At 73.9% G+C, this 25,424-nt stretch carries 17 protein-coding genes; 6 read left to right on the top strand and 11 right to left on the bottom strand.

The annotated features are described in order from the left end of the window. Positions 1 to 254 precede the first annotated feature (254 nt). The 5 genes from AB0412_RS33595 to AB0412_RS33575 all read left to right on the top strand — a co-directional run bounded on the left by AB0412_RS33595 (position 255) and on the right by AB0412_RS33575 (position 5,265). Positions 255 to 743: a single-stranded DNA-binding protein gene (locus tag AB0412_RS33595; RefSeq protein WP_366406389.1), complete on the top strand. Its 489-nt coding sequence runs from the start codon at positions 255 to 257 to the stop codon at positions 741 to 743. A gap of 233 nt (positions 744 to 976) precedes the next feature. After that, on the top strand, positions 977 to 2,383 hold the full coding sequence (locus AB0412_RS33590) for a Cys-Gln thioester bond-forming surface protein (RefSeq protein ID WP_366406388.1): 1,407 nt from the start codon (positions 977 to 979) through the stop codon (positions 2,381 to 2,383). A 111-nt stretch (positions 2,384 to 2,494) separates the two neighbouring features. Then, complete coding sequence (gene ettA / locus AB0412_RS33585; protein WP_366406387.1) at positions 2,495 to 4,159, top strand: energy-dependent translational throttle protein EttA; 1,665 nt, start codon at positions 2,495 to 2,497, stop codon at positions 4,157 to 4,159. Positions 4,160 to 4,165: 6 nt separating this feature from the next. Beyond that, positions 4,166 to 4,603 (top strand): thioesterase family protein, encoded by a 438-nt coding sequence (locus tag AB0412_RS33580; RefSeq protein ID WP_366406386.1) that lies wholly within the window; start codon positions 4,166 to 4,168, stop codon positions 4,601 to 4,603. Further along, entirely contained in the window at positions 4,600 to 5,265 is a 666-nt protein-coding gene (locus tag AB0412_RS33575; protein WP_366406385.1) for a hypothetical protein, read from the top strand. Before AB0412_RS33580 ends, AB0412_RS33575 begins: the two co-directional genes overlap by 4 nt. A gap of 45 nt (positions 5,266 to 5,310) precedes the next feature. Here the strand turns inward: AB0412_RS33575 and AB0412_RS33570 are convergent, their stop codons facing one another. The 4 genes from AB0412_RS33570 to AB0412_RS33555 all read right to left on the bottom strand — a co-directional run bounded on the left by AB0412_RS33570 (position 5,311) and on the right by AB0412_RS33555 (position 13,031). Then, the gene (locus AB0412_RS33570) at positions 5,311 to 6,288 is read right to left on the bottom strand and encodes an ABC transporter ATP-binding protein (protein ID WP_366406384.1); all 978 of its coding nucleotides are present in this window, start codon (positions 6,286 to 6,288) and stop codon (positions 5,311 to 5,313) included. Between the two features lie 52 nt (positions 6,289 to 6,340). Further along, positions 6,341 to 9,166 carry an FtsX-like permease family protein gene (locus tag AB0412_RS33565; RefSeq protein WP_366406383.1) on the bottom strand — a complete coding sequence of 942 codons (2,826 nt, stop codon included), beginning with the start codon at positions 9,164 to 9,166 and terminating at the stop codon, positions 6,341 to 6,343. Position 9,167: 1 nt separating this feature from the next. Beyond that, on the bottom strand, positions 9,168 to 12,461 hold the full coding sequence (locus AB0412_RS33560; RefSeq protein WP_366406382.1) for an ABC transporter permease: 3,294 nt from the start codon (positions 12,459 to 12,461) through the stop codon (positions 9,168 to 9,170). A gap of 156 nt (positions 12,462 to 12,617) precedes the next feature. Next, positions 12,618 to 13,031, bottom strand: coding sequence for a globin (locus AB0412_RS33555; RefSeq protein WP_366406381.1), 414 nt, complete (start codon positions 13,029 to 13,031; stop codon positions 12,618 to 12,620). 253 nt (positions 13,032 to 13,284) lie between these two features. On the opposite strand from AB0412_RS33555, the gene AB0412_RS33550 reads away from it, so the two are divergent. Next, positions 13,285 to 14,280 (top strand): methyltransferase domain-containing protein, encoded by a 996-nt coding sequence (locus AB0412_RS33550; RefSeq protein WP_366406380.1) that lies wholly within the window; start codon positions 13,285 to 13,287, stop codon positions 14,278 to 14,280. Between the two features lie 7 nt (positions 14,281 to 14,287). Here the strand turns inward: AB0412_RS33550 and AB0412_RS33545 are convergent, their stop codons facing one another. The 7 genes from AB0412_RS33545 to AB0412_RS33515 form a co-directional block, all read right to left on the bottom strand. Further along, a complete protein-coding gene (locus tag AB0412_RS33545; protein WP_366406379.1) occupies positions 14,288 to 15,385 on the bottom strand; it encodes an FHA domain-containing protein in 1,098 nt (365 codons plus the stop codon). Between the two features lie 102 nt (positions 15,386 to 15,487). After that, positions 15,488 to 16,834: a VWA domain-containing protein gene (locus tag AB0412_RS33540; RefSeq protein ID WP_366406378.1), complete on the bottom strand. Its 1,347-nt coding sequence runs from the start codon at positions 16,832 to 16,834 to the stop codon at positions 15,488 to 15,490. Between the two features lie 135 nt (positions 16,835 to 16,969). Beyond that, positions 16,970 to 18,607, bottom strand: coding sequence for a protein phosphatase 2C domain-containing protein (locus AB0412_RS33535; RefSeq protein ID WP_366406377.1), 1,638 nt, complete (start codon positions 18,605 to 18,607; stop codon positions 16,970 to 16,972). A 3-nt stretch (positions 18,608 to 18,610) separates the two neighbouring features. After that, positions 18,611 to 21,307 carry a tetratricopeptide repeat protein gene (locus tag AB0412_RS33530; RefSeq protein WP_366406376.1) on the bottom strand — a complete coding sequence of 899 codons (2,697 nt, stop codon included), beginning with the start codon at positions 21,305 to 21,307 and terminating at the stop codon, positions 18,611 to 18,613. Between the two features lie 19 nt (positions 21,308 to 21,326). Beyond that, on the bottom strand, positions 21,327 to 22,664 hold the full coding sequence (locus AB0412_RS33525) for a hypothetical protein (protein ID WP_366406375.1): 1,338 nt from the start codon (positions 22,662 to 22,664) through the stop codon (positions 21,327 to 21,329). Between the two features lie 76 nt (positions 22,665 to 22,740). After that, entirely contained in the window at positions 22,741 to 23,805 is a 1,065-nt protein-coding gene (locus tag AB0412_RS33520; RefSeq protein ID WP_366406374.1) for a glutamate ABC transporter substrate-binding protein, read from the bottom strand. An 11-nt stretch (positions 23,806 to 23,816) separates the two neighbouring features. Next, positions 23,817 to 25,202 carry a hypothetical protein gene (locus AB0412_RS33515; RefSeq protein WP_366406373.1) on the bottom strand — a complete coding sequence of 462 codons (1,386 nt, stop codon included), beginning with the start codon at positions 25,200 to 25,202 and terminating at the stop codon, positions 23,817 to 23,819. Positions 25,203 to 25,424: the final 222 nt, after the last annotated feature.

Raw genomic sequence — 25,424 nt, 5'->3', positions numbered from 1 at the left:
AAGGCGGGGGAGCGTTCGGGGAGGTGCGCCCGGTGCCGAGGACCGGAGCGGCTCGTTCGGGTGGCGGGGTTCTCCACAGGCCGGCCGGGGTCCACAGCGCTCAGCGGGCTCGGCCCGGCGGAGGCAGTCTGGCTGCGCGGCGACGGTTGCGGCAGATGCGGCGGCCGTCGCGGCGGACGCTTCCGTACGGGACGGGCCCGTACGCGTATCCGCCCGGCGCCGGTGACGGCGCGCGGGTGAGGGAGGGAGACGCGATGAACGAGACGATGGTCTGCGCGGTGGGCAATGTGGCGACGCGGCCGGTGCACCGGGAGATGGCCTCCGGCGAGTCGACCAGGTTCCGGCTCGCGGTCACATCCCGGTACTGGGACCGGGAGAAGGGCACCTGGGCCGACGGGCACACCAACTTCTTCACGGTGTGGGCGAACCGGCAGCTCGCCGCCAACGCCGCCGCGTCCCTGTCGGTCGGCGACCCCGTGATCGTGCAGGGCCGGCTGAAGGTGCGCACGGAGATGCGCGAGGGACAGCAGGGCTGGATGTCGGCGGACATCGACGCGGTGGCGATCGGCCACGACCTCACCCGCGGGACGTCCGCCTTCCAGCGCAGGCAGCGCGCCGAGCAGACGGCCGGCCCCGCGCCCCGGGACCGGTCCGAGCCCAACTGGGAGACGGAGCCCGGTGATTCGGCCGACGCGCAGGCGAGCATCCCGCAACGGCAGCCTGAACCAGCCGCGGTGACATGACGTCAGCGCCGGGCGCGCGCACGTCGCGTGTCCGGCGCTGACCGAACTACGGCTTATCTGCGCATGCGGCGATAACGATTCCGAGTCGGATCAGCCGTCCGACGGGATCACCGGCCGGCGCGTCATGCCAGGTCCTTAGGATGCCGAAATGGCTCCTGGGGCTCTGGGGGCCGGTGATTCTGCTGGTGGGACCGCCCCCCCACGTCAACGGGTCCTGCTCGGAAGGGAATTCGGTGTCTGCTTCGTTCTCTGCGTCGTCCACGCGCGAGCGTGGGGCGGCCCGCCTCGCCGCCGGGACCCTGGTGGCGGGACTCGCCGCCGGTCTGCTGGCCGGGGCCGGGGCCGGGACGGCCGCCGCGGCCGACGACACCGGGACCGGGCAGTACCGCAGCGGAGCGACCGCGACCATCACCGGGCTGAAGACCTACGGCGCGGCCGTGATACGCGGCGCCGCGGGGGAGCAGCAGATCTCCGCGGGCCTGTTCGAGATGTCCGTCGAGGGCGGCGGCACGCTGCAGACGTACTGCGTCGACATCCACACCCCCACGCAGAGGGACGCCCGGTACCACGAGACCCCCTGGAGCGGGACCTCGCTGGGCACCAACGACAACGCCGGCCGGATCCGCTGGATCCTGCACCACTCCTACCCCCAGGTGAACGACCTCGCGGCGCTCGCGAAGAAGGCGGGCGTCCGGGGCCGGCTCACCGAACAGGACGCGGCGGCGGGCACCCAGGTGGCGGTCTGGCGCTACTCCGACGACGTGGACGTCGACGCCGTCGACCCGCAGGCCGAGCAGCTCGCGGACTACCTGCACAGGAGCGCCCGCGACGAGCCGGAGCCCAGGGCGTCGCTGGCCCTGGACCCGCCCGCGGTCTCGGGCCGCCCCGGCGAGCGGCTCGGCCCGGTCACCGTACGCACCGACGCCCGCGGCGTGACGGTCTCGCCGCCCGCGGACGCCGCCACCAGCGGCGTGCGGATCGTCGACCAGGACGGCAAGCCCGTCACCACCGCGGCCGACGGCAGCCGGCTGTACTTCGACGTGCCCGAGGACGCGCCGGCCGACACCGCCGAGCTCACCGTGCACGCCTCGACCACGGTGCCGGTCGGTAGGGCGTTCGCCTCCGACAGCCGCAGCCAGACACAGATCCTGGCGGGCTCCAGCGAGTCGACGGTCTCGGCGACGGCCGGTGCGAGCTGGGCCGCGAAGGGCGCGATACCGGCGGTGTCCGCCCGCGAGAACTGCGCCAAGGGCGGGGTGGACATCACCGCCACCAATCCCGGCGAGGCGCCCTTCACCTTCGAGGTGATGGGCCTGAAGTACATCATCGCGGCCGGTGCGTCACGCACGGTGACGGTCCCACTCAGCGAGGACCGGACGTACGACTTCACCGTCCACGGCCCGGACGGATTCGAGAAGCGCTTCACCGGCCTGCTCGACTGCCGCACCCGCGCCGCGGAGACCGGCACCGCCACCCAGTCCCTGACCGACCCGAGCCCCACGCCCCTGGCCGGCACCCCCGACGACAGCGACCTGGCCGAAACCGGCGCGTCCGCGGCCACCCCCTGGATCGCGGGCACCGCGATCGCCCTGGTGATCGTCGGCGGAGCGGGCCTGGTCATCGCCCGCCGCCGCCACTGAAGCCCCAGGTCAGCACCGCCGCCCCATACTGGTTTCCGCCCAGGGGTGGCGGTGCGGCAAGATGGGGTGTATCTGCCCACTGCCTGATTTCAAGCTGCCGGACGGTTTCTCTTGGCTGAGTTCATTTACACCATGCGCAAGGCGCGCAAAGCGCACGGCGACAAGGTGATCCTCGACGACGTCACCCTGAACTTCCTGCCGGGGGCGAAGATCGGCGTCGTCGGCCCGAACGGCGCCGGTAAGTCGACCGTTCTGAAGATCATGGCGGGGCTGGAGCAGCCGTCGAACGGTGACGCGTTCCTCTCGCCCGGGTACAGCGTCGGTATCCTGCTGCAGGAGCCCCCGCTGAGCGAGGACAAGACCGTCCTGGAGAACGTCCAGGAGGGTGTCGCGGAGATCAAGGGCAAGCTCGACCGGTTCAACGAGATCGCCGAACTGATGGCGACCGACTACTCCGACGCGCTCCTCGAGGAGATGGGCAAGCTCCAGGAGGAGCTGGACCACGCAGGCGCCTGGGACCTCGACGCCCAGCTCGAGCAGGCCATGGACGCCCTCGGCTGCCCGCCCGGCGACTGGCCCGTCACCAACCTCTCCGGTGGTGAGCGCCGCCGCGTCGCCCTGTGCAAGCTGCTGCTCGAACAGCCCGACCTGCTGCTGCTCGACGAGCCCACCAACCACCTCGACGCCGAGTCGGTGAACTGGCTGGAGCAGCACCTCGCCAAGTACGAGGGCACCGTCGTGGCCATCACCCACGACCGGTACTTCCTGGACAACGTCGCCGAGTGGATCCTGGAGCTCGACCGCGGTCGCGCCTACCCGTACCAGGGCAACTACTCCACGTACCTGGAGACCAAGCAGGCCCGTCTCAAGGTCGAGGGCCAGAAGGACGCCAAGCGCGCCAAGCGGCTCAAGGAAGAGCTCGAGTGGGTGCGGTCCAACGCCAAGGGCCGCCAGGCCAAGTCCAAGGCGCGTCTCGCCCGGTACGAGGAGATGGCCGCCGAGGCCGAGAAGATGCGGAAGCTGGACTTCGAGGAGATCCAGATCCCGCCGGGCCCGCGTCTGGGCAACGTCGTCGTCGAGGTCAACAACCTCAGCAAGGCCTTCGGCGAGAAGGTCCTCATCGACGACCTGAGCTTCACGCTGCCGCGCAACGGCATCGTCGGTGTCATCGGCCCGAACGGCGCCGGCAAGACCACCCTGTTCAAGATGATCCAGGGGCTGGAGCAGCCCGACTCCGGCAACATCAAGGTCGGCGACACCGTCAAGATCTCGTACGTCGACCAGAGCCGCGAGAACATCGACCCCAAGAAGACGCTGTGGGCGGTCGTCTCCGACGAGCTCGACTACATCAACGTCGGCCAGGTCGAGATGCCCTCGCGTGCGTACGTCTCCGCGTTCGGCTTCAAGGGCCCGGACCAGCAGAAGCCGGCCGGGGTGCTCTCCGGCGGTGAGCGCAACCGCCTGAACCTCGCGCTCACCCTCAAGCAGGGCGGCAACCTGCTGCTCCTCGACGAGCCGACCAACGACCTGGACGTCGAGACGCTCAGCTCCCTGGAGAACGCGCTGCTGGAGTTCCCCGGCTGCGCCGTGGTCGTCTCCCACGACCGGTGGTTCCTGGACCGCGTGGCCACGCACATCCTCGCCTACGAGGGTGACTCCAAGTGGTTCTGGTTCGAGGGCAACTTCGAGTCGTACGAGAAGAACAAGATCGAGCGGCTGGGTCCGGACGCCGCGCGTCCGCACCGCGCCACCTACAAGAAGCTGACCCGGGGCTGATCGATCTTGCGGCACATCTACCGCTGCCCGCTGCGCTGGGCGGACATGGACGCGTACGGCCACGTTAACAACGTCGTCTTCCTCCGCTACCTGGAGGAAGCCCGTATCGACTTCCTGTTCCGCCCGGACAAGGAGTTCAAGCAGGGGTCCGTGGTGGCGCGCCATGAGATCGACTACAAGAGGCAGCTCGTCCACCGGCACCACCCGGTCGACATCGAACTGTGGGTCACGGAGATACGGGCGGCGTCCTTCACCATCGCCTACGAGGTGAAGGACGGCGACCAGATCTACGTCCGGGCGTCGACCGTGATCGTGCCGTTCGACTTCGAGGCACAGCGGCCCCGCCGGATCACCGAGGAGGAGCGGGAGTTCCTCCAGGAGTACACGGACGACACCGGGCAAGAGGACCGCGCCGGTGACGAGGAGGAGGCCGTCGCCGCATGACGGTGCTCCACCTCGCCGACGAGGGGGAGGCGGCGGATCTCGCGGCCTTCCTCTCCCGGCTGCTCCACTACGACCGTTCGGCGGCCGTGCGGATGCAGGCGGCCGGGACCGCGCTGGCCGTCTTCGGCCGGCCGCCGTCCTTCGAGGTGCTGGCCGTCCGCGCGGTGCGGCTCGCCAAGCCGTACGAGAACGGGCTCGACGTCACCCTCGACCTCACCGTCTCCGCCGGTGAGCTGCTCGAGTCGGTGGACGAGGCCGCCGCCACGGCCGTCGTGCCGGGTGCGGTGACCGGACCGCCGTGGGCCGGGGTGCTGCCGCCGCGCGGCGGCTGGGTGCCGGTGGCCGGGCTTCCGGCGGTGGACGCGCTGCGGTCCCTCGTCGCCGCCAGCGTTGCTGAATTCCGGTCCCGCACGGAGGCGTTGGCGCCCGAGTCGCGTACACGGGCCGAGCTCGACCGGATCGGGCGGGAGATCTGGTCGCGGACCGTCGGGGAGACGGGGCTGCCGGTGCGGGCGGTGCATGCCGCACAGGCACTGGGGTTCCTCCGGGGTGCCGATCCCGTGTTGTTGTCGTCCGGGGCATGGCTGCGGTTGCGGACGGCTTACGGGTCGATCGCCCTGCGTCGGGCGGGGGCCGGGGCTCTCGGGCTCAGCGTGCGGTGAGTCCCGCGCCCCTTACGTGAGTCCCGCGCCCCTTGAGGGGCGCGTTCACTCCCCGGCGTCGTCCGGCCAGACTCCTATGTGGTCCTCCTCCAGTTCCAGGGCCACGCGGTCACGCATGCCCAGGGCCTTGGTGTACTCGGCGGGCAGCTGAAGCCGGCCCGCGCGGTCCAGCATCGCGTACTCGCGGGCGACGACCCGCTCGTGGCCGGTGGTCTCGTCGACCTCGCTGCGGCGCAGGACCTCCGTGGAGGTGCGGCCGTCGCGGATGGCGACCGTGCGGCGGACCTCGCTCGCCACCGCCTGGTCGTGGGTGACGATCACGATGGTGGTGCCGAGCCGCTCGTTCGCGGTGCGGAACGCGGCGAAGATCTGCTCCGCGGTGTGGGAGTCGAGTTCGCCCGTCGGCTCGTCGGCGAGCAGCACGGACGGATCGCCCGCGAGGGCCACGGCGATGGCGACCCGCTGCTGCTGACCGCCGGACATCTCGTGCGGGCGGCGGTCACGGCAGTCGGCGACCTCCAGCAGCTCCAGGAGCTCCAGCACCCGTTCGGCGCGGGCCCGGCGGGCGGCGCGGCCCCGGCCCCGTCCGGTTCCGGCACCACCGCGTAGCTGCATCGGCAGGGCGACGTTCTGTGCCGAGGTGAGATAGGGCAGCAGATTGCGGGAGGTCTGCTGCCAGACGAAGCCGACGACCTCGCGGCGGTAGGCGAGCCGGTCCCGGGCGGTCATCGTGAGCAGATCGCGGCCGGCCACGCGGGCGGCACCGGCGGTCGGGGTGTCCAGTCCGGCGAGGATGTTCATCAGGGTCGACTTGCCGCTGCCGGAGGCGCCGACGAGCGCCATCAGCTCGCCCTCACGGACCAGCAGGTCCAGCCCTTGCAGGGCCTGCACCTCCACGCCGTCCGCGGTGAAGACACGCACCAGACGGTCGCAGGTGATGAGCGCGTCATGGCCGAAGGCCGGGCGGTCGCGGTCCGCCGTGACGCGGTGGGCCAGGTCGGCCAGGGTGGGATTCGTGGTCATCGGGGACCTCCTCCTCCGGATGCGATCGCGGGGTGCCGTGGCGGCAGCGGGGTCATCGGGCATCGCCCACCCTCAGCTCGCGTACCGAGCCCCGGCGGCTCGTCCACCACGCCTGCACCACCGCGATCCCTACGGTGAGCACCACGACCACCAGTGCCGGTACCAGCAGCGCCACCCAGTCGGTGTGCAGCGCGGCCCGGCCCGGCGGGGAGGTGGTGGCCGGGACGGCGATGGTGGTCAGGTCGATGCCGGGGGCGAGCAGCCGGATGGTGGCCCAGGCCGTGAGGGCGCCGCCCAGCGCCGCGAGCAGGGACTGCGGCAGGGACTCCAGGACGAGCAGGCGGCGGCCCTGGGCCCGGGTCAGGCCCATGGTGCGCAGCCGGGCCAGCAGCGCGGCCCGCTCGGGGGCGGCGCGCAGCAGGGTCAGCAGCAGGGCGAGGACGGCATAGCCGGCGCCGGCCGCCACCGCCGCGGTGTAGACGCGCTCGGCGCCGGACTGCAGGGGCGAGTCGACGTACCCGGCGCGCTCCTCGGCGCGGATCTGCACCGTCGGCCCGGTGCCCGCCGCCCGGCGCAGTGCCGCACCGTCGGGGGCGCCGGTCGCCAGCAGTGCGGTCGGGCGGGCGGCACGGGCGGACAGCGCGGAGCGGTCCACGACCAGGAACGCCGCGCCGGACACGGCCGGGGTGCGCTCCCGCACCAGCGCGATCCGTACCGTGACGGAACTGCCGTCCTCCATACGCACGAGGAAGGGGCGGGTGCCGTAGCGCTCGGCGACGTCGGGGGAGGCCAGGGCGGGCACGGGCTGCGGGGACCCGTGCGAGTCCTGCGCTCCTGGTGATTCCGCCGATTCCCGCGGCTCCGCCGCTCCCGCTGACTCCGGCGGCCCCGGCGACCTCTGCGCCGCCAGCGCCTCCCGGTCGAACGCCCCCACCCCCGTCCGCCGCGCGAGTGCCGCATAGTCCGCCGGGTCCACGCCCGCCACCGGGACGGTCTGCTCGCCGTCCAGCGGGCGGGCGTTGTAGGAGATGCCCACCGCGGTGACATCCCGTACGCCGGGCACCCCCCGGACCCGCTCCGCCAGCGTGGACGGCAGCGCGTGCAGGGACTCCACGCGGGCGTCGGCGCCGACGGTGAGCACGGCCGCCCGGTCCCGCGCCTCGGCCACGCCGGTGAGGACGGAACCACCGAACGCGGCCGTGGTCAGCGCGGTGAGCAGCGCCAGCAGGGGCAGCACCGCCGAGCCGGAGGCGCGGCCGGCGCGCGCCAGGGACAGCGGGCCGACCACGCCCCTCAGCCGCCCGGCCGGACGGGCCAGACCGCGCAGCGGCAACGGGTACAGCCGCACCAGCACGAAGGCGGCGATCACCGCCACCAGCACGGGAGCCAGGGACACCAACTGGTCCCCGGAGGCGTCCGCCCCGTCCGACGTGCCCCGCGTGCGCAGCGCCACCACCGCGCCCACCGCCAGGGCGAGCAGGGTGAGTTCGGCGACGGTACGGCGCCGGGAGGGCCGGGCCGTGGCGGCGTCCTCGCGGGCCGCGTGGACACGCACGGCCCGGTGCGCGGCGACGGCCCGCAGCGGCAGGGCGAGACAGGCGAGCACGGCGACGGCAGCGGCGGCCGCCACGGCGTGGGCCGGCCGGGCGTCGGGGAGCAGGAACCACGCGGCCGCCAGCCCCGCACCGGCCGCGGGCACCACGACCACGGCCGTCTCGGCCAGCAGCCGGCCGGCGACGCCCCGCAGGGAGCCGCCACGGGCGCGCAGCAGCGTGAGCTCGCCGCGGCGCCGGTCCGCGGCCAGACCGCCCGCCATGAGCAGGACGACCGCGGCGACGGTGCCGGTGCCGAAGGCGGCGACCGCGACCATGGGACCGATGGCGGAGCGCAGCCTCGTGTACTCGGCGAGCACCTCGTCCAGCTCCGTGCTCGTCGCGATGTCGGGTGAGGTGGCCGCGCGCACCCGCTGCCGGCCCGGCCCGGACTCCAGGGAGGCGACGGCGGACTGCAGCCGGGATGCCTCGTGGGCGTGCAGGTCGCCGACGGCCGGGACGGGCTGCCAGTAGCGCCAGGGGTCCATCGGGGTGCCCAGCAGCGCAGGGGCCGCGTCGGGCGGCAGCAGCAGGACGCCCTTCCAGTACTGCCGCATCTCCGGGTCGCCGGCGAGGACCGTCAGGGTGGGGGTGCGCAGCAGCGGGTCGGCCGACCAGTAGGCGCCGTCCGGTGTGCGGGGCTCGACGATGCCGGTGATCCGCACCGAGAGCGGGCCGCGTTCCACGCCCGGGAAGCGGAGGACCGAGCCGACCTCGATGTTCAGGTCCCGGGCCGTGTCGGTGGTCACGGCGCCCTCGACGACGGCCGTGGCCGCGGTGACCCGCTCCGGCGCCCGGGGCAGCCGGCCGTCCCGCAGCCGGGAGTGCTCGGCGAGCCCGTGCTGGGCGGCCAGGCCCAGCCGTGCGGGCAGCCCGTCCGGCCGGGGCAGCCAGGACTCGGACATCTCCTCGTCCTCGGCGGTCCGCACCCCGTAGGAGGACTGGCCGGGGTCGACGGGGAGGAAGCGCCGGGTCAGATCGAGGATCTCGGCCTGGTACGCGCTCAGCGCGGCGCCGCGCAGGGCGGTCTCCCGCTCCTGCTGCGACAGCCCGAAGGCGGGCTGCGGCGCCGTCATCCGCACGGTGACGCGGTCGGCTCCGGCCGACTCCATGGCCCGGCGCAACCCCGCGTCCCCGTACCGGTCCACGGCACGGGGCAGCGCGGCGGCGAGAAACGCCGTCACCGCCACCAGCAGCGCCAGCGCCAGCGCGGCCCCGGGCGCGGCCCGCAACCGGGTCCGCACCCAGGGCGCGACCAGCCTGGACCGTGGGATCCGGTCGGTCACCTCACTCGCCTCCCCGTTCCCGCAGCGCCGTCACCGGGTCCGCGCGGCGCAGGGACAGCGCCGCGGTGACCAGGAGGGGTGCCAGCGCGACCGCGGCCAGCAGCAGCGCGACCCGGCCGGGCGGGAGTTCCACCAGGACCTCCGGTACCGGGCGGGAGGCCTCGGACGTCAGCATGATCAGCGGGATCACCGCCCGCGCCAGGACCGTCCCGAGCAGCACACCCACCGCCAGCGCCAGAGCGACCAGCACGCCGTGCTCCAGCAGCACCACCCGCGCCAGCCGCCGTCGCGAGGCGCCCAGGGCACGCAGGACCGCGAACTCGGCGGACCGCGCCCGCAGCGCCCCCGCCGCGCTCACCGCGAAACCGACCGCCGTCAGGGCCGCCGCCGCGAGCGCCGCCGCGCCGAACGCCGCCTCGGGACCGGCGCCGAACGGGTCGTCGCGCAGCTCCGCGGCGATCTCGTCGCGCACCACCACCCGGGACGGATCGACATCGGGCCGCGCCCGCAGTGCGTCGGCCACCCGCGCGGACGCGCCCGGCGCGGTCCGCAGCCACCACTCGGTGGGCGCCACCCCTTCGCCGTGGCGGGCCTGGAGGACCCGGTTGACCGACCGCAGGTCCAGCAGCAGGGCCCCGCCGTCGGCCGCCCCGCCGGACGGCGCGGACGGCAGCTCCCGCACCGCGTGCGTGATCCGCACCGGCACCGTCACGCCGTCGACCGTGACGTCCACCCGCTGCCCGGTGCGGGTGCCGGTCGAGGCCAGATAGCGGTCCGTGGCCACGCCGGTGACCTCCGGCGTCTCCCGCTGCGGCAGCTGCATCCGGACGGTGACCGGCGAGGCCGCCCAGGAGCTCTCCCGGGGGAGGTAGCCGGTGCCGTAGGCGAAGGTCAGCGGGTCGGCGGAGGTGAGCCGGGGCCGGGTCGGGCTGGTGCGGGCGTCGGGCGAGGAGACGGTGCCGCCGGTCTTCGCGGACAGCGCCCAGTCGGAGGACGCCGCGGGGAGCGCCAGCCGCCGGTCCCGGCCGTCGCCGTCCGTGGCGGTCAGCGCGGTCGCGGTGAAGCGGTGCTGCTCTGCGCGCCCGAGCGGCTGGGTCAGGTCGAGCTGCAGCCCGGTCAGCGTCAGGACACCCGGGGGGCCTTCGGAGGCGGCGGCGAGGTCCAGGCCGAGGGGGTGGGTGCGCCCGTCGGCGGAGAGCCGGCCGAGGGGGAGCTTGTACGGGACGCCGTACGCGTCGACGAGCGTGGCCCGCACCTCGACCGCCGTGTCCGCCGCGGCGCCCGCGATCCGCGCCGTCAGCGTCAGCCGCCGCGTGTCCGCCGGGATCCGCACACCCGTCGTCCCGCCCTTCGGCGTGAGCCCGGCGAGCAGGACGCCGGCCGGCTCGGCGGCCAGGTCGGAGCGCATCAGCACCGTCTCGCGTGCGTGCGCGGTGTCCAGCGCGAGCACGGTCGCGCTGCGGTTGCCGGACAGCGGCACCGCCGTACGGTACGCGGCGGCGGCCGTACGGACGCCGGGGACCGCCGCGTACGCCGCCGTGCGGCCCGGCTCGCTGTCACCGGCGGCCAGCACCCGCACCTGGGCACCGGCCCGGAAGTCCGCCTGGTCGTCCTGCGAGCGCTCCCACGAGGAGCCCTGGCCGATCGCCAGCATGCCGAGCGCCACGGCCAGCACCAGCAGCAGCACGGGGCCGGCGCCGCGCATCGGGCGGCGGCTGAACTGCCAGCCCGCCAGCGCCCCCGGCAGCCCGCGACTGCCGGCCGCCCGCCGCTCGGCCAGCCGCGCCACCGGCGGCAGCAGCCGCAGCGTCAGCACCGTGCCGGCCAGCAGCGCCAGCGCCGGGGCGGTCACCAGCAGCGGGTCGACGGCGAGGTCACGGCTCACCGCGCCGGACGGCTGCCGGCTCAGCTGCCAGTACGCGACCGCGGCCACCGCCAGCAGCCCCACGTCCGCACCCGCGCGCACCGCACCGGGCAGCGAGCGGGCCCGGCCGGACGCGGACAACGACACGGACGACGTCAGGGCCGGCACCGTGACGGCCAGGGCGCAGCCCAGCGCCACGTCCGCCGCCACCAGCCACACCGTGCCGCGCCCGGCCACGTCACCGACCGAGGTGTCCAGACGCAGCCCGATCCGGGCCAGCGCGCCCTGCCCTGCGAGCAGACCGGTCAGCGGGCCCGCGAGCAGCGGGGCGCAGGCCGCGGCGGGCACGGCCAGCAGCAGCGCCTCCAGCGCGGCGAGCCGGGCGACCTGGGCGCGGGACCCGCCGCGCGCCCGCACCAGCCGGGTCTCGCCCGCGCGTTCGGCGCTCAGCAGCCTCGCCACGAGCAGCAGCGTGCAGACGGCGAGGAGGGCCAGCTGGAGAGCGATGATCAGCAGGGTGGAGCGGGAGACGAGCAGTGAGCGCTCGACCCGGTCGAGGACGGTGGGCAGCGCGCTCGTCGCGTCCGCCGCACCGTCCAGGGCGGGGTCCTCGCGCAGGGCGGCGGTGCCGGCGCGCATGGCCTCGCGCAGCGCGTCGATCCGCTCGGTGCGCAGCGAGGCGAAGTCGGCCGACGCCAGCCACGACGTCCCGCCGGCACTGACCCGCTCACCGGCCAGCACGGACGGGGCGGCGAGCAGCGGGCCGTACGTGGTGAAGTCGACCTCGACGGTGCCGCGGCCGCGCAGCTCGTCCAGTCGCCAGTATGGCCGGGTGACGTCCACGGGCCGGTACACGCCGGTGATCCGCACCGGCACCGACGGGCCGCCGAGGCGGTCGGTGAGGGAGAGACGGGTGCCGGGTTCCAGGCCGAGGCGGCGGGCGGCGGCCTCGGGCAGCGCGGCCTCGACCGTCGCGGCGCCGGCGGCGCGGGGCATGCGGCCCGCGGTGATCCGCACCTGGGCCGGGTCCAGTGCCGCGAAGTGCGTGAGGTCGGGGTCGTCGGTCGTGGCGCGCTCGGCCGCGGGCTGCAGGGAGCGGGGAAGGACGTACGGGCCGGAGCGGGTGAGGGTGCGCAGCGTCACCGGCAGCCCGTCGAAGGCCTTGCGCGCACCCTCGCGGACGGCCGCCTCGGCGTCGGCACGCGCGTGAGCCGGTACGTCCGCCTCGACGACGAGGGTGGTGTCGGCGGCGCTGCGCCGGTCGCCCAGCGCGTGGCGCAGGGCCGCGTCGCCGATGGCGGCGGAGTACGCCGTGAGGGTCGCCAGGACCGCGGTCGTCAGCAGGACGGTGAGCAGGGCGGCGGCGAGCAGCGGCCGGTGGGCCCGCGCACGGGCGAGGACGAACCTCGCCAGACCTCCCGCGCTCCCCACCCGAGCCCCCCGCCCGTGTTGTCCAGACCTCCGGGCGATGGTGTCAGAGGTGACCGGCCGGGGGTAAGCGCTTGTAGCCCGGACTTGACCGGATCGTGACCGGATACCGGCGACGCGGGACCGGATTCCGCACAGCCGACCGGGCCGCCGAGGGGATCAGTCCGGGGTGTTGATCATCGAGGCGGCGGCGTACGTCAGGTACTTCCACAGGGTCTGCTCGTGCTCCTCGGACAGCCCCAGCTCGTCCACGGCGTCCCGCATGTGCTTCAGCCAGGCGTCGTGCGCCGCGCGGTCGACCTTGAACGGCACGTGCCGCATCCGCAGCCGCGGATGACCCCGGTTCTCGCTGTACGTCGTCGGACCGCCCCAGTACTGCATGAGGAACAGCGCGAGCCGCTCCTCGGCCGGGCCCAGGTCCTCCTCGGGATACATGGGCCGCAGCAGCGGGTCCTCGGCCACACCCTGGTAGAAACGGTGGACGAGCCGGCGGAAGGTCTCCTCCCCGCCGACCTGCTCGTAGAAGGTCTGCTCCTGAAGCGTGCCGCGCCGAATCTCTGTCACGCCGTCCATGGTCTCAGACCGGCCGGCATAGGACTCAAGCCCTAGGGGGTGTCCGCAAAGTCCCGCCTGCCCCGCGACGCCCGGCACGCCCTCTCGCCGCACCGGGCGGACACCCGAGTACAACCAGTACGCGGATGTCCGCCCGGCACACCGAGAGCACGCACCGGACGCCGCAGGGCCCGCCCTTCGGGCGGACGACGCGACTTTGCGGACACCCCCTAGGACCCGCCCCCGGCGGCCGGTGCGCCCGTACCGTGGAGGCATGGGCGGGCATGCGGTGCGGCCGGAGCTGGAGGAACTCGCCGTCCCGGCGCGCGACGCGCTGGTGCGGGAGATCGAGGCGAGCGGGGCCTTCGACGACGACCCCGTCTGGCGCGAGGTGTTCGCGGCGGTGCCCCGGCACCTGTTCGTGCCGTCCTACTACGTCGGCGTCGTCGGCGGCTACGAGCGCCGGTGGGGCGAGAGCCCCGACCCCGAGGCGCGTGAGCGGTGGCTGCGGGGCGCCTACCAGGACACCCCGCTGGCGACCCTGCTGCGCGACGGCGAGCTGCTCTCCTCCAGCAGCCAGCCGTCCCTGATGGCGCAGATGCTGGCCGCCCTCGGCGTCCGGGACGGCGACCGGGTCCTGGAGATCGGCACCGGCAGCGGCTACAACGCCGCCCTGCTAGCCCACCGGCTCGGCGACGACGACCTGGTCACCACGATCGACCTCGACCCGGAGATCACCGAGTCGGCCCGCCGGCATCTGGCCGCCGCCGGCCACCACCCGGCCGTCGTCACCGGCGACGGCGCCCGCGGCGTCCCCGCACGCGCCCCCTTCGACCGGATCATCGCGACCTGCGCCCTGCCCTCGATCCCGCCCGCCTGGCCGGCGCAGTGCCGCCCCGGCGGCCGGATCCTCGCCCCGTACGCCACCGGCGTCATCGCCCTCACCGTGCGCGACGCCGGCCACGCCGAGGGCCGCTTCCTGCACACCCCCGCCTACTTCGTCCCGCTGCGCGGCGCGAGCCGGGCGCGGCCGACGCCGCCCGATGTGACGGGGCTGCCGGACGAGGCTGTACAGAACGACCTGTTCCGCTTCCTGCTGGCGCTGACCGCGGGCAGCCTCGACCCGCGGGAGGCGTACGAGGTGTGGGAGCGCACGGGAAGGCCGCAGCGCGAACGCTACGGCCTCACCGTCGACGGCGACGACACCCGGGCCTGGCTGGACGACCCGGGCGGCCCGGACGTCTGGCCGCCGCCCTCCGGGCAGGACTGAGCAGTCTCTAGCCCCGGCGGATGGTGATGGTCGTCCAGGCGCCCACGTGCACCCGGTCGCCGTCCTGGAGCGGGACCGGGACGAAGGGCTGGATGGGCTCCTCGCCGCCGTTGACCGTCGTGCCGTTCGTCGAGTTCTGGTCGACGACCGCCCAGCTGCCGTCCGGCTGCTGCACCAGCACCGCGTGCTGGTGCGAGACGCCCGGATCCTCCGGCGGCGTCGACAGGTCGATGTCGGGGGTGTCGCCGGTGGAGTGGCGGCGGCGGCCGATGGTGACCTGGTTGCCGGTGAGCGTGCGCTGCTGCTCCGGCGAGTACGCGGGCAGGTTCAGGCCCGCGGCCTCGGGGCCGGAGCGCTGCATCATCGCCATGAAGTACTCACGGTCGGGACCGATGGTCGCCGTCCAGGTGGCCGGGCCCTGGTGCTGCTGGCCGTAGCCGCCGGGGCCCTGCGGCGCCTGGGTCGCGCCGGGCTGCGGATAGCCGTAGCCGCCGCCCTGCTGCCCGGGGCCGCCCGTCGGCGGGGAGATCACCCAGTCGTCGTCACCGCCGTAGGACGGACCGCCCTGCTGCTGCCGGCCGGTCTCCTGCGGGTATCCGGGCGGGGCCGGCGGTCCGGACTGGTACCCCTGCGGAGCGCCGTGACCGCCCTGGCCGCCGTACCCGGGCGGACCCGGCGGGATCGGCTCGGCGGGGCGGTTCATCTGCGAGGGACGCGAGCCCTGGTAGTCGTAGGAGTCGCCGCCGCCGTACGACGGGCCGGGCGGCTGCTGGTAGTGACCGCCCGGGCCGGGGGCCTGCGGACGTGGGGCGGGCGGGGTGTACGAGGTCGCCGTGTTCGTCAGGAAGTTCCAGCGGCACTCCTCACAGAACGGCGCGCCGCCCTCACGCGGCGTGCGGCACTGCGGGCACAGCTCGGGCTGGCCGCCGCCGAAACCGCCGGGGCCACCGTGCCCCTGCTGGCCGCCGGGGGACGGGAAGCCGTAGCCGCCGCCGGGCGCGGGCGGCGGGGGAGGAGGTGGAGGCACGGCACCCGCCATGCGGTGACCGCAGACCTCGCACCAGTCGTCGGAACCCGACTGGTGTCCGTTCGGGCAGGTCGGCATGTCGGCGCTTCCCCCTCTCCTTTTCCGGCCGCATCCGACCGGATTTCTCCAACCCCAAGGGGTCAGGCTCGTTCACTTACAGGCACGTGCGGGACGTACAGGTCACTTCTTTACACGAACAGTCTTGGTGGACCGAGTCTCGAGCGTCATCTCGTCGGCCTCCTCGACCTTCGCCTTCAGTCGCACAGTACCGGTCGCGGCGTCCACGACGTCCACCACCTTCGCAAGCAGTTTCGCAGTATCCGCGTTGCCGGAGGCACTCGCGAGCTGAACGGCACGGCCCAGTTTGGCCGTTGCTCCATCGAAATCGCCCGCTTTGCGCAGATCGAGCCCCTGTTGGATGGCTTGTGCCAGTTCGGCCTGCCCGGTGTAGTGCGCGACCTGGGGGTTGATGGACGTCGACGCGGCCATGTCGTCGGTCCACACCGCCCGCACCAGGCCCTGCGCCCCGAGGTTCTCCACACTGCCGTCCGGCTGCGGAATCACCAGGGACAGACGGGCCGCGAGCATCTCCTGCCCGATGCCCGCGGGCGGCACCTCGACACACACGTGGTAGTCGCGGGACTCGTCACCCCAGGAGCCGAGCGGGTAGTCGCCGGCCCGCGGACCCGCCTCGGCGCGGCGGTCGGTGAGCTCCTCGACCGTGGGCGCGACCTGCTTGACGAATTTCACAGTCGTGCCCACCGGGGTCCACAGCCGCAGGGAGACGTCCGCGACCTCCTTGCCCATCGCCGTCTCCATCATCTGCGTGAAGTCGGCGGCCAGTCCGGCCGGGTCGGCGACGATGTCGGCGGTGCCGAGCAGCGCCGAGGCGATCCCTGTGACTTCTTTCACTTCCCAGTCGGTGCCCACCCCGCGGGCGTCGCAGGTGAAGCGCCCGGCGCAGGCCTCCAGGGCCGCCTTCAGATCCTCGGGCGACTCGTGCTCGTTGCGGCCGTCGGTGAGCAGGATGCCGTGCCGGATCGCCACGTCCGCCGACGCCAGCAGCGTGTCGGCCAGCCGCAGCCAGGTGCCGATGGCCGTGCCGCCGCCCGCGCTCAGCTTGCGCAGCGCCTGCTTGGCCTGATCGCGGGTGGTGGCGCCGGCGACCGCGAGACGCCCGCCGCCGGGGTAGATCTCCTTCGCCACGTGCGTGCCGCCGACGACCGCGAAGTGGACCCCGTCGCGCAGGGCGTCGATCGCGGCGGCCGTGGCATCGCGGGCGTTGCGCATCTTCGTCGGCGGGTAGTCCATCGAACCCGAGCAGTCGACCATCAGCACGACGGCCGCCGACGGGCCCTCGCCCGGCGCGTACAGGTGCGGTGCCGTCACCGCGCTGCCGATGGTGCCGCCGCCGGTCGCGGTCACCGTGACGATGGCGTTGACCTCGCCGGCACCCTCCGGCAGGTACTCGTTCTGGTACACGTCCACCGAGAACTGGGGCACGTTCGACTTCGAGAATTTGGCCATGCCAGCTTCGATCCCCCTCAATGCCCCCGCGAGGCGCGGGGCGACGTCGGATGACGGACCGGTCCCCTCCGGCCCGTTGATACTTCCCCGCAAGAGGCCCGCCCTACGCGGCTCGTGCCCGGCCCGTACGCGGCCTCAGGCCGATCCTGCCCCCTGAGCGGCGGCGGGGAACGGCACCAGAGCCACTGTTACGTTGTCGTGGCCCCCGCCGTCCAGGGCATGACCGACCAGCACCCGGGCGCTGTGCAGCGGGCGCACGGCCGCGTCCGTGGGCACCACCTCGGCCATCTCCTCGGCGGACTCCGCGTAGTTCCACAGGCCGTCGGTGCAGACCACGACCAGGCCGGGCCGGTCCGGCTTGAACGACGCGGTGTGCGGCTCCAGTTCGTAGGCGTCCGCGCCGAGCCAGCCGGTGATCGCGTGGGCACGCTGGTCGGCGTACGCCTCCGCCTCGCCCATCAGACCCGCGGCGACCATCTGTGCGGCCCAGGAGTCGTCCTCGGTGAGCCGGGCCGGCGGCGCGGAGCGGTCCACCGGCACCCAGTAGGCGCGGCTGTCGCCGACCCAGCCGACGATCAGCAGGCCGCTGGTGACGACCGTGCCGACGATCGTGCAGGCCGGGGCGTTCTGGTGCGGGGCGTGCTCCCGGGCACCGGAGGGCTCGTCGGCGAGGGCGTTGACCGCGTCGGCGGCGGCGAGGATCGCGTCGTGCATCGCCTGCTGCGGGTGCGTGCCGCGCGGCAGTGCCGCGAGCAGCGACTCGCTCGCCGCGCGGGAGGCGGCCAGCGAGGCCTCGTCCGGGCGGGTCGCCGAGGAGACGCCGTCACAGACGATCGCCACGGAGGCGGGGGAGCCGTCGGGCAGCGCCGTGGTGCCGATGGCGAACGCGTCCTCGTTGCGGTGGTGGCGCAGGCCACGGTCGCTGACCGCGGCCACGGGGCCGCATTCCTGTTCCATATGGTCCCGTTCGCGCGGCTGGGCGTGGCCGCAGTTCTCGCAGTAGCCGTCGTCGTCCACCCGCCCCGCGCGGCAGGCCACGCACACGGCCCCGTCCGCGGGCTGCGTCCGCGCCGGGTCGGCGGCCACGCGGGGGTCCGGTGCCTGGAGTGGGTAGTCGTCGGGCTGGGCGGGCTGGTAGACCCCGCCGGGGGTCTGGGGGGTCCGGGGGGAGTGCGCAGGGGCGGGCGACGGCAGGTCCGGCTCGGCCGGCCGGTCGAAGCGCACGCCCGAGGGCGGGGGCGCGGCGGGGTTCGCCGCCGACGCGGGAGGCGCGGCGGGCGCCGGAGGCGGAACAGGGCCGCCGGCCGGGGCGGTGTGCCCGGTCGCGGCGGGGCCGCCGGGACCGGATGCCGCGTCCAGGCGTCCTGCCGTGCCGGGGGTGGCGTGGCCGCCGTGGCCGGGCCGGTGGGGCTCACCGGGCCGGGCGGCGCCCGGGTCTGTGCCGGGCAGGGCGTCCCCGGCCGAGTCGGTGCCAGGGAGGTCGGTCGGGCGGTGGGGCGGGGTCTGGGCGGCGGTGCCGTCGGGGGCGGCCGGCCAGGCCGGTTCGGCGGGGCGCGCGGCCGGAGGCCCGGGCGGGAGCGGGGGATAGCCGCGCTCCGGCGGGCTCGGGGACGGCACCGAGCCGTTCATGGCGATCGTGGGCTGGTCCTGCGGCCGCGCGGGAACGGCGGACAGGTCGTATCCGCACGCACCGCAGAAACGATCACCCGACTCGAGGGGTTCCTCGCAGCTCGGGCATTTCGACAGAGCGGCCTGCTGAGGCATCTGCGACATCAACTACACCCACGTCCGGGGGCGGTAACGGTTGGCACGTTCCACCAGGTCGATCCTCTCCTCACCGCTCCGCGCCAGCCGGGCCAGCATGCGGTACGAGCGCTCCAGACCGAAGCGCAGGCCCCGCTCGTCCAGCCCGCTGCCGAGCAGCGTCCGTCCCCCTGCCGGGGAGAGAACGGAACCCTGGCCCCCGGAGAGTACCCAGTCCAGCGCACAGCCGAGGACCTCGGCCGACAACTGTTCCCGGCGCGCCGGATCCAGGCCGTACGCCTCCAGGGCCTCGACCTGACCGGCGGCGGCGGTCAGATCGTCCAGGAACCGTACGTCACCGGGGGCGGCCGTGCGTCCGCGCAGCCGCGCCCGTACGGCCGCCACACGCGCGGCCGTGTAGTGGATCGACGCCTCCGGCACCGACTCCAGCGTCCGTACGGCACCGGACCGGTCACCCGTCGCGAGCTGGACCCGGGCGAGACCGAACGCCGCGCTCACATAGCTCGGGTCGGTCGACCACACCAGGCGGTAGTACTCGGCGGCGTTGTCCAACTGGCCCAGCACCTCCGCGCACAGGGCGAGGGCCAGCTTGGGGGCGATCTCGCCGGGAAACGCGTCGTAGATCGCGTCGAAGGCGAGCGCGGCGGCCTCGTGGTCGCCGGTGACCAGACCGGCCACCCCGCGGTACCAGACCACCCGCCAGTCGTCGGGATCCTGCTCCTCCAGCACGCGCAGCGCCTCCAGCGCGGTGCCCGACTCGCCGGTCTCCAGCCAGGCCCGGACCTGCCGGAGCCGGGTCTCGGCCGACGGAGCGGGCGCGGCGGCGAGCGCGTTGATCAGCTCACCGGGAGCGGAGGTCAACAGGCCCGCGAGGAAACCCGCGTTGGGGTCGGACGGGTCCACGTGCGGCACGGGCAGCGCGAGCGCGGCGGCCGCGGTGTTGACGGGCCGCACGAGCGTGGGCACCCCGGCACCCGGCGCAAGGGCGGCTCCGCCGCCGGGCCGCAGGGCACCCGCGGCGCCGGTGAAGGAAGCAGGGGAGGGGAGCGCGCCCTTCTGCCGGGTGGGCAGCGGGCGGGCGCCCAGCGCGGAGACCTCGCCGTCCAGCACCGGGAACAGGTCCGTGTCCGTGACGCGGAGTTCCGGGCCGAACAAGGTGGACAGCGACGGGCGGGCCCGGCCCGTCTGGAGGGAGACCACCTCGCGCAGGACGCCCGTCAGCTGCTCGCTCATCTCCTGCGCGGAGGCGAACCTGCGCGCAGGGTCCGGGTCCGTGGCGCGGACCAGCAGCCGGTAGAACGACTCGTACTGCCGGAAGACCTCGATGGTGTCCGGGTCGGGCAGCGAGTCCACGAAGACGTTGGTGTAGCCCTGGAAGTCGAACGTGAGGACGGCGAGCGTCCGGGCGACCGTGTACAGGTCGGAGGCCACCGAGGGACCGGCCTCGGCCACCTCGGGCGCCTGATAGCCGACCGTGCCGTAGATGGCCGACTCCTCGTCGTCCATCCTGCGCACCGCGCCCATGTCGATCAGCTTCAGCTGGTCCTCTGTCTGGATCGCGTTGTCGACCTTGAAGTCGCAGTACAGAAGGTTTCTGCTGTGCAGATGGCCGAGGGCCTCGAGCGCCTCGATGCCGTACGCGCAGGCCTGCTCCACCGGCAGCGGATCACGCCTGCCCTCCGGTGTGCGGCGTGCGTTGGCGATCTCCTTCAGCGACTTGCCGCCGACGTACTCCATGACGATGTAGCCGTCGAGGGAGCCGGTGCGCTGGTCGAGGTGCTCCACGAAGTTGTAGATCCGCACGATGTTGGCGTGCTCGATCTCCGCGAGGAAGCGCCGCTCGGAGATCGCCGCCGCCATCGCGTCCTGGTCGCCGGTGTCCAGCAGACCCTTCAGCACCACCCAGCGGTCCGAGACCGCCCGGTCCACCGCGAGGTAGATCCAGCCGAGACCGCCGTGCGCCAGACAGCCGACCACCTCGTACTGGCCGTGCACCACGTCCCCGGCGCGCAGCTTCGGGACGAACGAGTACGGGTGCCCGCACTTGGTGCAGAAGCCCTCCGTGCGGCCCGGCCGGCCGCCGCGCGCCCGGCCCACCGGCGCACCGCAGTCCGAACGCGAGCAGAACCGCTTGCGCTCCGGCACCTCCGGATTGTCCAGCACCATCGCCCGCGGATCGGGCCGCGGGATCGGAGGCACCGACACCAGCCCGGCACCGAGTCGGCCACGGCCCGAGGAGCCCGCGGCGGAGCCGGAGCTGCGCACCGACACCGAGCGGCCCGTGCTGCGGCCCGACAGCGAGCGCGAGAGGCGCCCCGACACCGAGCGGCGGGACTTCGACGACTGCGACGACGTCCGCGCACTGCGGCTGCTGGAACGCGAACTCCCGCTGCCCGCCGAACCGCGCGAGCCCTTGCCGCCGGCGGTGATGCCGGTCGGGGTCGAGCCGACCATGCCGCTCGACGACACGACCGGGGCGAGGCCGCAGGTGTCGCAGTACAGCTCGCCGCCCCCCACGTCCTCGTACGTGCCGCCGCAGCCGGGGCGCTGGCAGGCGCGGGGAGCCGCGGACCCCGAGGGGCTCGCGGCTTCGGCCGGGGGGCCGCTCTGGGGCGGGACCGGTGGGGCCGGCGGATGATTCGGGGGCTCGCCCGGGGGCGGCGCCGGTGGGTGGTTCGGTGGTTCGTTCTGTGGCTGGATCGCCGTCATGGTGCCTCCCCCTCGTCGCTCATGCGCCGGACCCCCGCCGGTCCTCGGGACCGCCCTGGCCGGGCACCCGCGGTGCGGAGCCGAGCAGTTCGGCCGCCGCCTGCTGGTAGCGCAGCACGGCCTGCTCGGCGGCGCGCAGGTCACAGGGCGCGCTCCACAGCATGCGGCGCGCCTTCTCGTACCGCTCGACCAGCAGCGAATCCTCCGCCAGACCGTGCCGGGCCACCTTCGCCTTGTACGCGTCCAGTCGGCCGCGCAGCTCGGCACGGACCGCCAGCGGGGCGGTGACCGCGGTCAACGACTCCCGGGCGCGCAGCAGTTCGTCCTCCGCCTTCTGCTCCAGCGACTCCAGCAGCGGCGACAGGCGGTGCCACTGCGCGTGTCTGCGGTACTCCGCGGCCGTCGCCAGCTGCTCCTGCAGCACGGTCGGCGGACCGCTGACCACCGGCACTTCCGTCGCGGCGATCTTCGCCAGCACCTCACCGCGCGCCGTACGGGCCTCGGCGAGCGTGCGGTCGGCGCGGGACAGCACGTCCCGCAGGCGCACGATGCGCTTCTCCGCGTCCTGGCGGACCGTCAGCACCGCGTCGATCTCCCGGCGCACGTCCTCCAGGGCGCGCGCCTCACGGTCGTACACGGTGGTGTCGGGCTTCCCGCCGCCCGGCGCCGAACTGCCCTCGGCCGGCTGCCAGAACGCCAGCGGGTCGGACACGACCTCCTCGCGCAGCCGGCTGAGGGTGCGGGTGATGCGCTCCAGGTCGTCGCCCGCCGGGTGCTCGCCGGGGCGTACACCCACGGAGTGGGCGAGCTTGCGGGTGCGCTGGAGTTCGGCGGCCAGTAAATCTATCCGCGCGGGCAGCGCCGACCACACCGCGTCGGCGGCGACGACCACGTCCAGCGAGGACGCGTACAGCTCGTTCATCCGGTCGACGAGGGTGGCGAGCGAGTAGCGTTCGGTCAGGCGGCTTCCCCGCGCGCCGTGCAGCGTCGGCGCGTTGGCGGTGGCGGCCGCCGAGCCCGCGACCGTGACGGACTCGCCCCGCAGCAGTTCCGTCAGCTCCGCCAGGTCCTCGCGGCTGGACCAGCGGCGGCGGGACCGGATCTCCCGGGCGGTGCGCAACGCGCCCGTGTACGCGTCGAAGTACGTCCACAGCAGCGTGATCGCCGCCTCCGTGGTCTTCCAGCGCTCCGCGGTGCGGCCCGTGAGCTCGGCGCCCTCCAGGAGTCTTCGGCCCGCGTGGTCCTGCAGGGCGAGGAGCGAGGTCTCGATCGCCTCGTGCTCGGCGCCGAGCCGCGCCAGCGCACGGTCCACCTCGTCCCGGTCCATCACCGGCCCGGCGGGGTCCGTGTCGCCCATCGATCACCTCTCGTTGCGGGTTGGGTCCGGTCGTGGGGGCCGGTCGTGGTTCCTGACGTGGCTCGGTCGGGGACGGTCAGCTCTTGCGCAGGTACTCCGGTGCCGGTGGCTCCGACTTGGATGAATCCCCGACCAGTGTCGCCGACAACCACTTGTCGTACGACGCCTGCCAGCCGTCCGCCGTGTCCTTGCGGAAGTCGACCAGGATCTGGTTCACCCGGCGTACCAGATCGTCCGCGTCCTTCTTCATCGCCACGCCGTAGTACTCGGTCGTGAAGGCGTCGCCCTTGAGTTCCACCGTCGGGTCCTGCGCGGCCTGGCTCGCCGCGAGCGCCCCGTCGTTGACGACCGCGTCCACCTCGCCGAGCTGCAGCCGCACCAGGCAGTCGAGCTGGTTGGGGACCGTGGTGGAGATGTCCGTGGACGCCGGCAGGTCGCCCTTCTTCTTGTCCTCCTCCAGCTTCGCGTACGCCGTCGAGCCCGTCGCGGTGCAGATCTCCTGGTTCGCGAGGGTCTCGTCGTACCCCTCGATCGGGGAGGACTTCGGCGCCAGGACCTGCTGGCCCGTCTCGAAGTACGGGGCGGAGAACGCCACTTCCTCCAGGCGCGAGCAGTTGATCGTCATGGTGCGGACGACCAGGTCGACGCGGCCGTCCTGGATCGCCGGGATGCGCTGGTCGGTGGGGATCGCCTTGAACTGGACCGCGTCCGGGTCGCCGAGTATGTCCTCGGCGATGCGGCGCACCAGGTCGATGTCGAAGCCCTCGAGCTGTGCGCTGTCGCTGCCGTTGGGGTTGCGGTAGCCCCAGCGGTAGCTGTTCTGGTCCACGCCGACGATCAGCTTGCGCTTCTCGCCCTGGCGGTTCTTGATCGCCTCGATGGTGGGGCCGTCGGCGTCGGAGGGGGAGAGGGTCTGCTTCTCCGGGGCTGTGCAGTCCTCCGCCGCGTCCGCCTCCGCCGCCGTCCTTGCCCCCGTCCCCGCTGCCGCCTGGGCCGCGGGTGCCGCGTCCGTGTCGTGGACCGCGGAGCCCGTGCAGGTGAGCAGCAGCGCGAAGATCAGGGCCACGGCGCAGGCCGTCGCCATCGCGCCTACTCCGCCCCAGCCCCTCAGGCCGGCTCGCACACGTCGTGCCTTCGTCATCACGCCCCCTTTCACCGGTACTCCGACAGCCTGCGGCCGATGCCGAGCACGGCGCCCAGCGCGCCGAGGACGGCGAGGACGGCCGCGCCCACCGGCAGGCCCGTCAGCGCGTCCCGGCCGTCGGTCGCCGCCCGCTTGAACTCGTTCTGCTCGTGCGCGAGCGCGGTGGCGAGGTTGGCGTCGACGCTGTCGAAGCACTCGCCGGTCGCACCCTTCGCGCCGATCACCCTGTCCAGCGCCTGCTGGTAGTTGCCGTTCTCGTCCTGCTCGCGGGCCGCGTCGTGGCGCTTGTGCCACTCGGTCATGTTGCTGACGGCGGACGTGACCGGCTTCTCGCCCTTGTCGTCGTCCGCGAGTTCACCGGCGCGGGTGAGGCCCTTGGCGAGGGTGTCCATGTCGCGTTCGAAGTCGTGGTCGTACGCGTCGACGGTCTTGTCGCCGATCTTCTTCGTCTCCGCGCCGCGGGCGACGAGCGTGAGGTTCTCGTTGCCGCGGGCCTTCAGGGAGGCGATGCGGGCGTCGTGCAGGACCTTCAGGGAACGGACGCCGTGGTCGTGCGAGTCGTTCAGGCCGGAGCGGGCGACCGTGTGGCCGACGGTCAGCCACAGGAGGACGACCGTGGTGGCCGCGGTGGCCGCGACCAGGCCGTGGTTGAGGACGCGGTTGGTGCGCCGGTAGTTGCGGTGCTGGGCCCAGGCGAGGGCGGCGAGGGTGAGGGTGCCGAGGGCGATGGCGAGCCAGGGGTAGGGCGTCGCGTTCGCGTAGTCGGACTGCAGGCGTTGGTTCTCCTTGGTGTACAGGTCCTCCGCGGCCGGGAGCATCTCCTGCTGCATCTTCTCGTTGGCGTAACGGAGGTAGGCGCCGCCGACCGGGAAGCCCTGGCGGTTGTAGGTGCGGGCGCGCTCCACCAGGCCCTTGTACTCGGGAAGCAGGCGGTTGAGCTTGGCGATGGTCCGGGTGGAGGGGGAGTCCGGGTCGGCGTTGGCCGCGGCGTTGACGAGTTTGGCGGCGGCCGTGCGGATGTCCTTCTCGTACCGGTCGCGGGAGGCGGCGGTCTCCTGGCCGCCGGCCAGGAAGCCGCTGGACGCCGCGGTGTTGGCGTCCGCGAGGGAACGGTAGATGTCGGCGGCGTCGGAGCTGAGGGGCTGGCTGCTGGTGAGGACGGCGTCGGCGGCGGACGCGCGGTCGGTCATCTGCCAGGCGGTGACGGCGCCGAAGGTGAGGACGAGGGCGGCGAGGACGGCGCCGATGATGCGGAGGCGGCCGGGTTCTGTGGTGGCGGCCTGGCGTAGGCGGTCGGTGCCCTCCGCCAGCGCGGTGCGGCGCGGTGGTGCCGTCGGTTGTGCCGTCGGTTGTGCCTGTGGTGGCTCGCCGTTCCGTGTATGTGTCAGTGTCACTTGACCTCCCCCATGGTCATCCGTCGCGGCAAGTATTGCCGCTGGGACTGACATCCGCACCTCCCTACGAATACGCCGGGCGGTTCGGGTTCGGTTCCCTGGTGGTGGTGGGGGGTTGCTGTGGCCATGCCTGCGGCGCCAGTGCGGCTTCGGTGGGGGTGCGCGTAGCGCCTACGGGTGGTGGGTGGGGCGGGGCCGGGGCGGTGGTGTCCGTCCTCGGTC

Origin of the sequence: Streptomyces sp. NPDC052012 (genome assembly GCF_040689265.1) — a bacterium.
In the GTDB taxonomy this organism is placed as follows: Bacteria; Actinomycetota; Actinomycetes; order Streptomycetales; family Streptomycetaceae; genus Streptomyces.
This window is presented reverse-complemented; position numbering and strand designations above follow the sequence as displayed.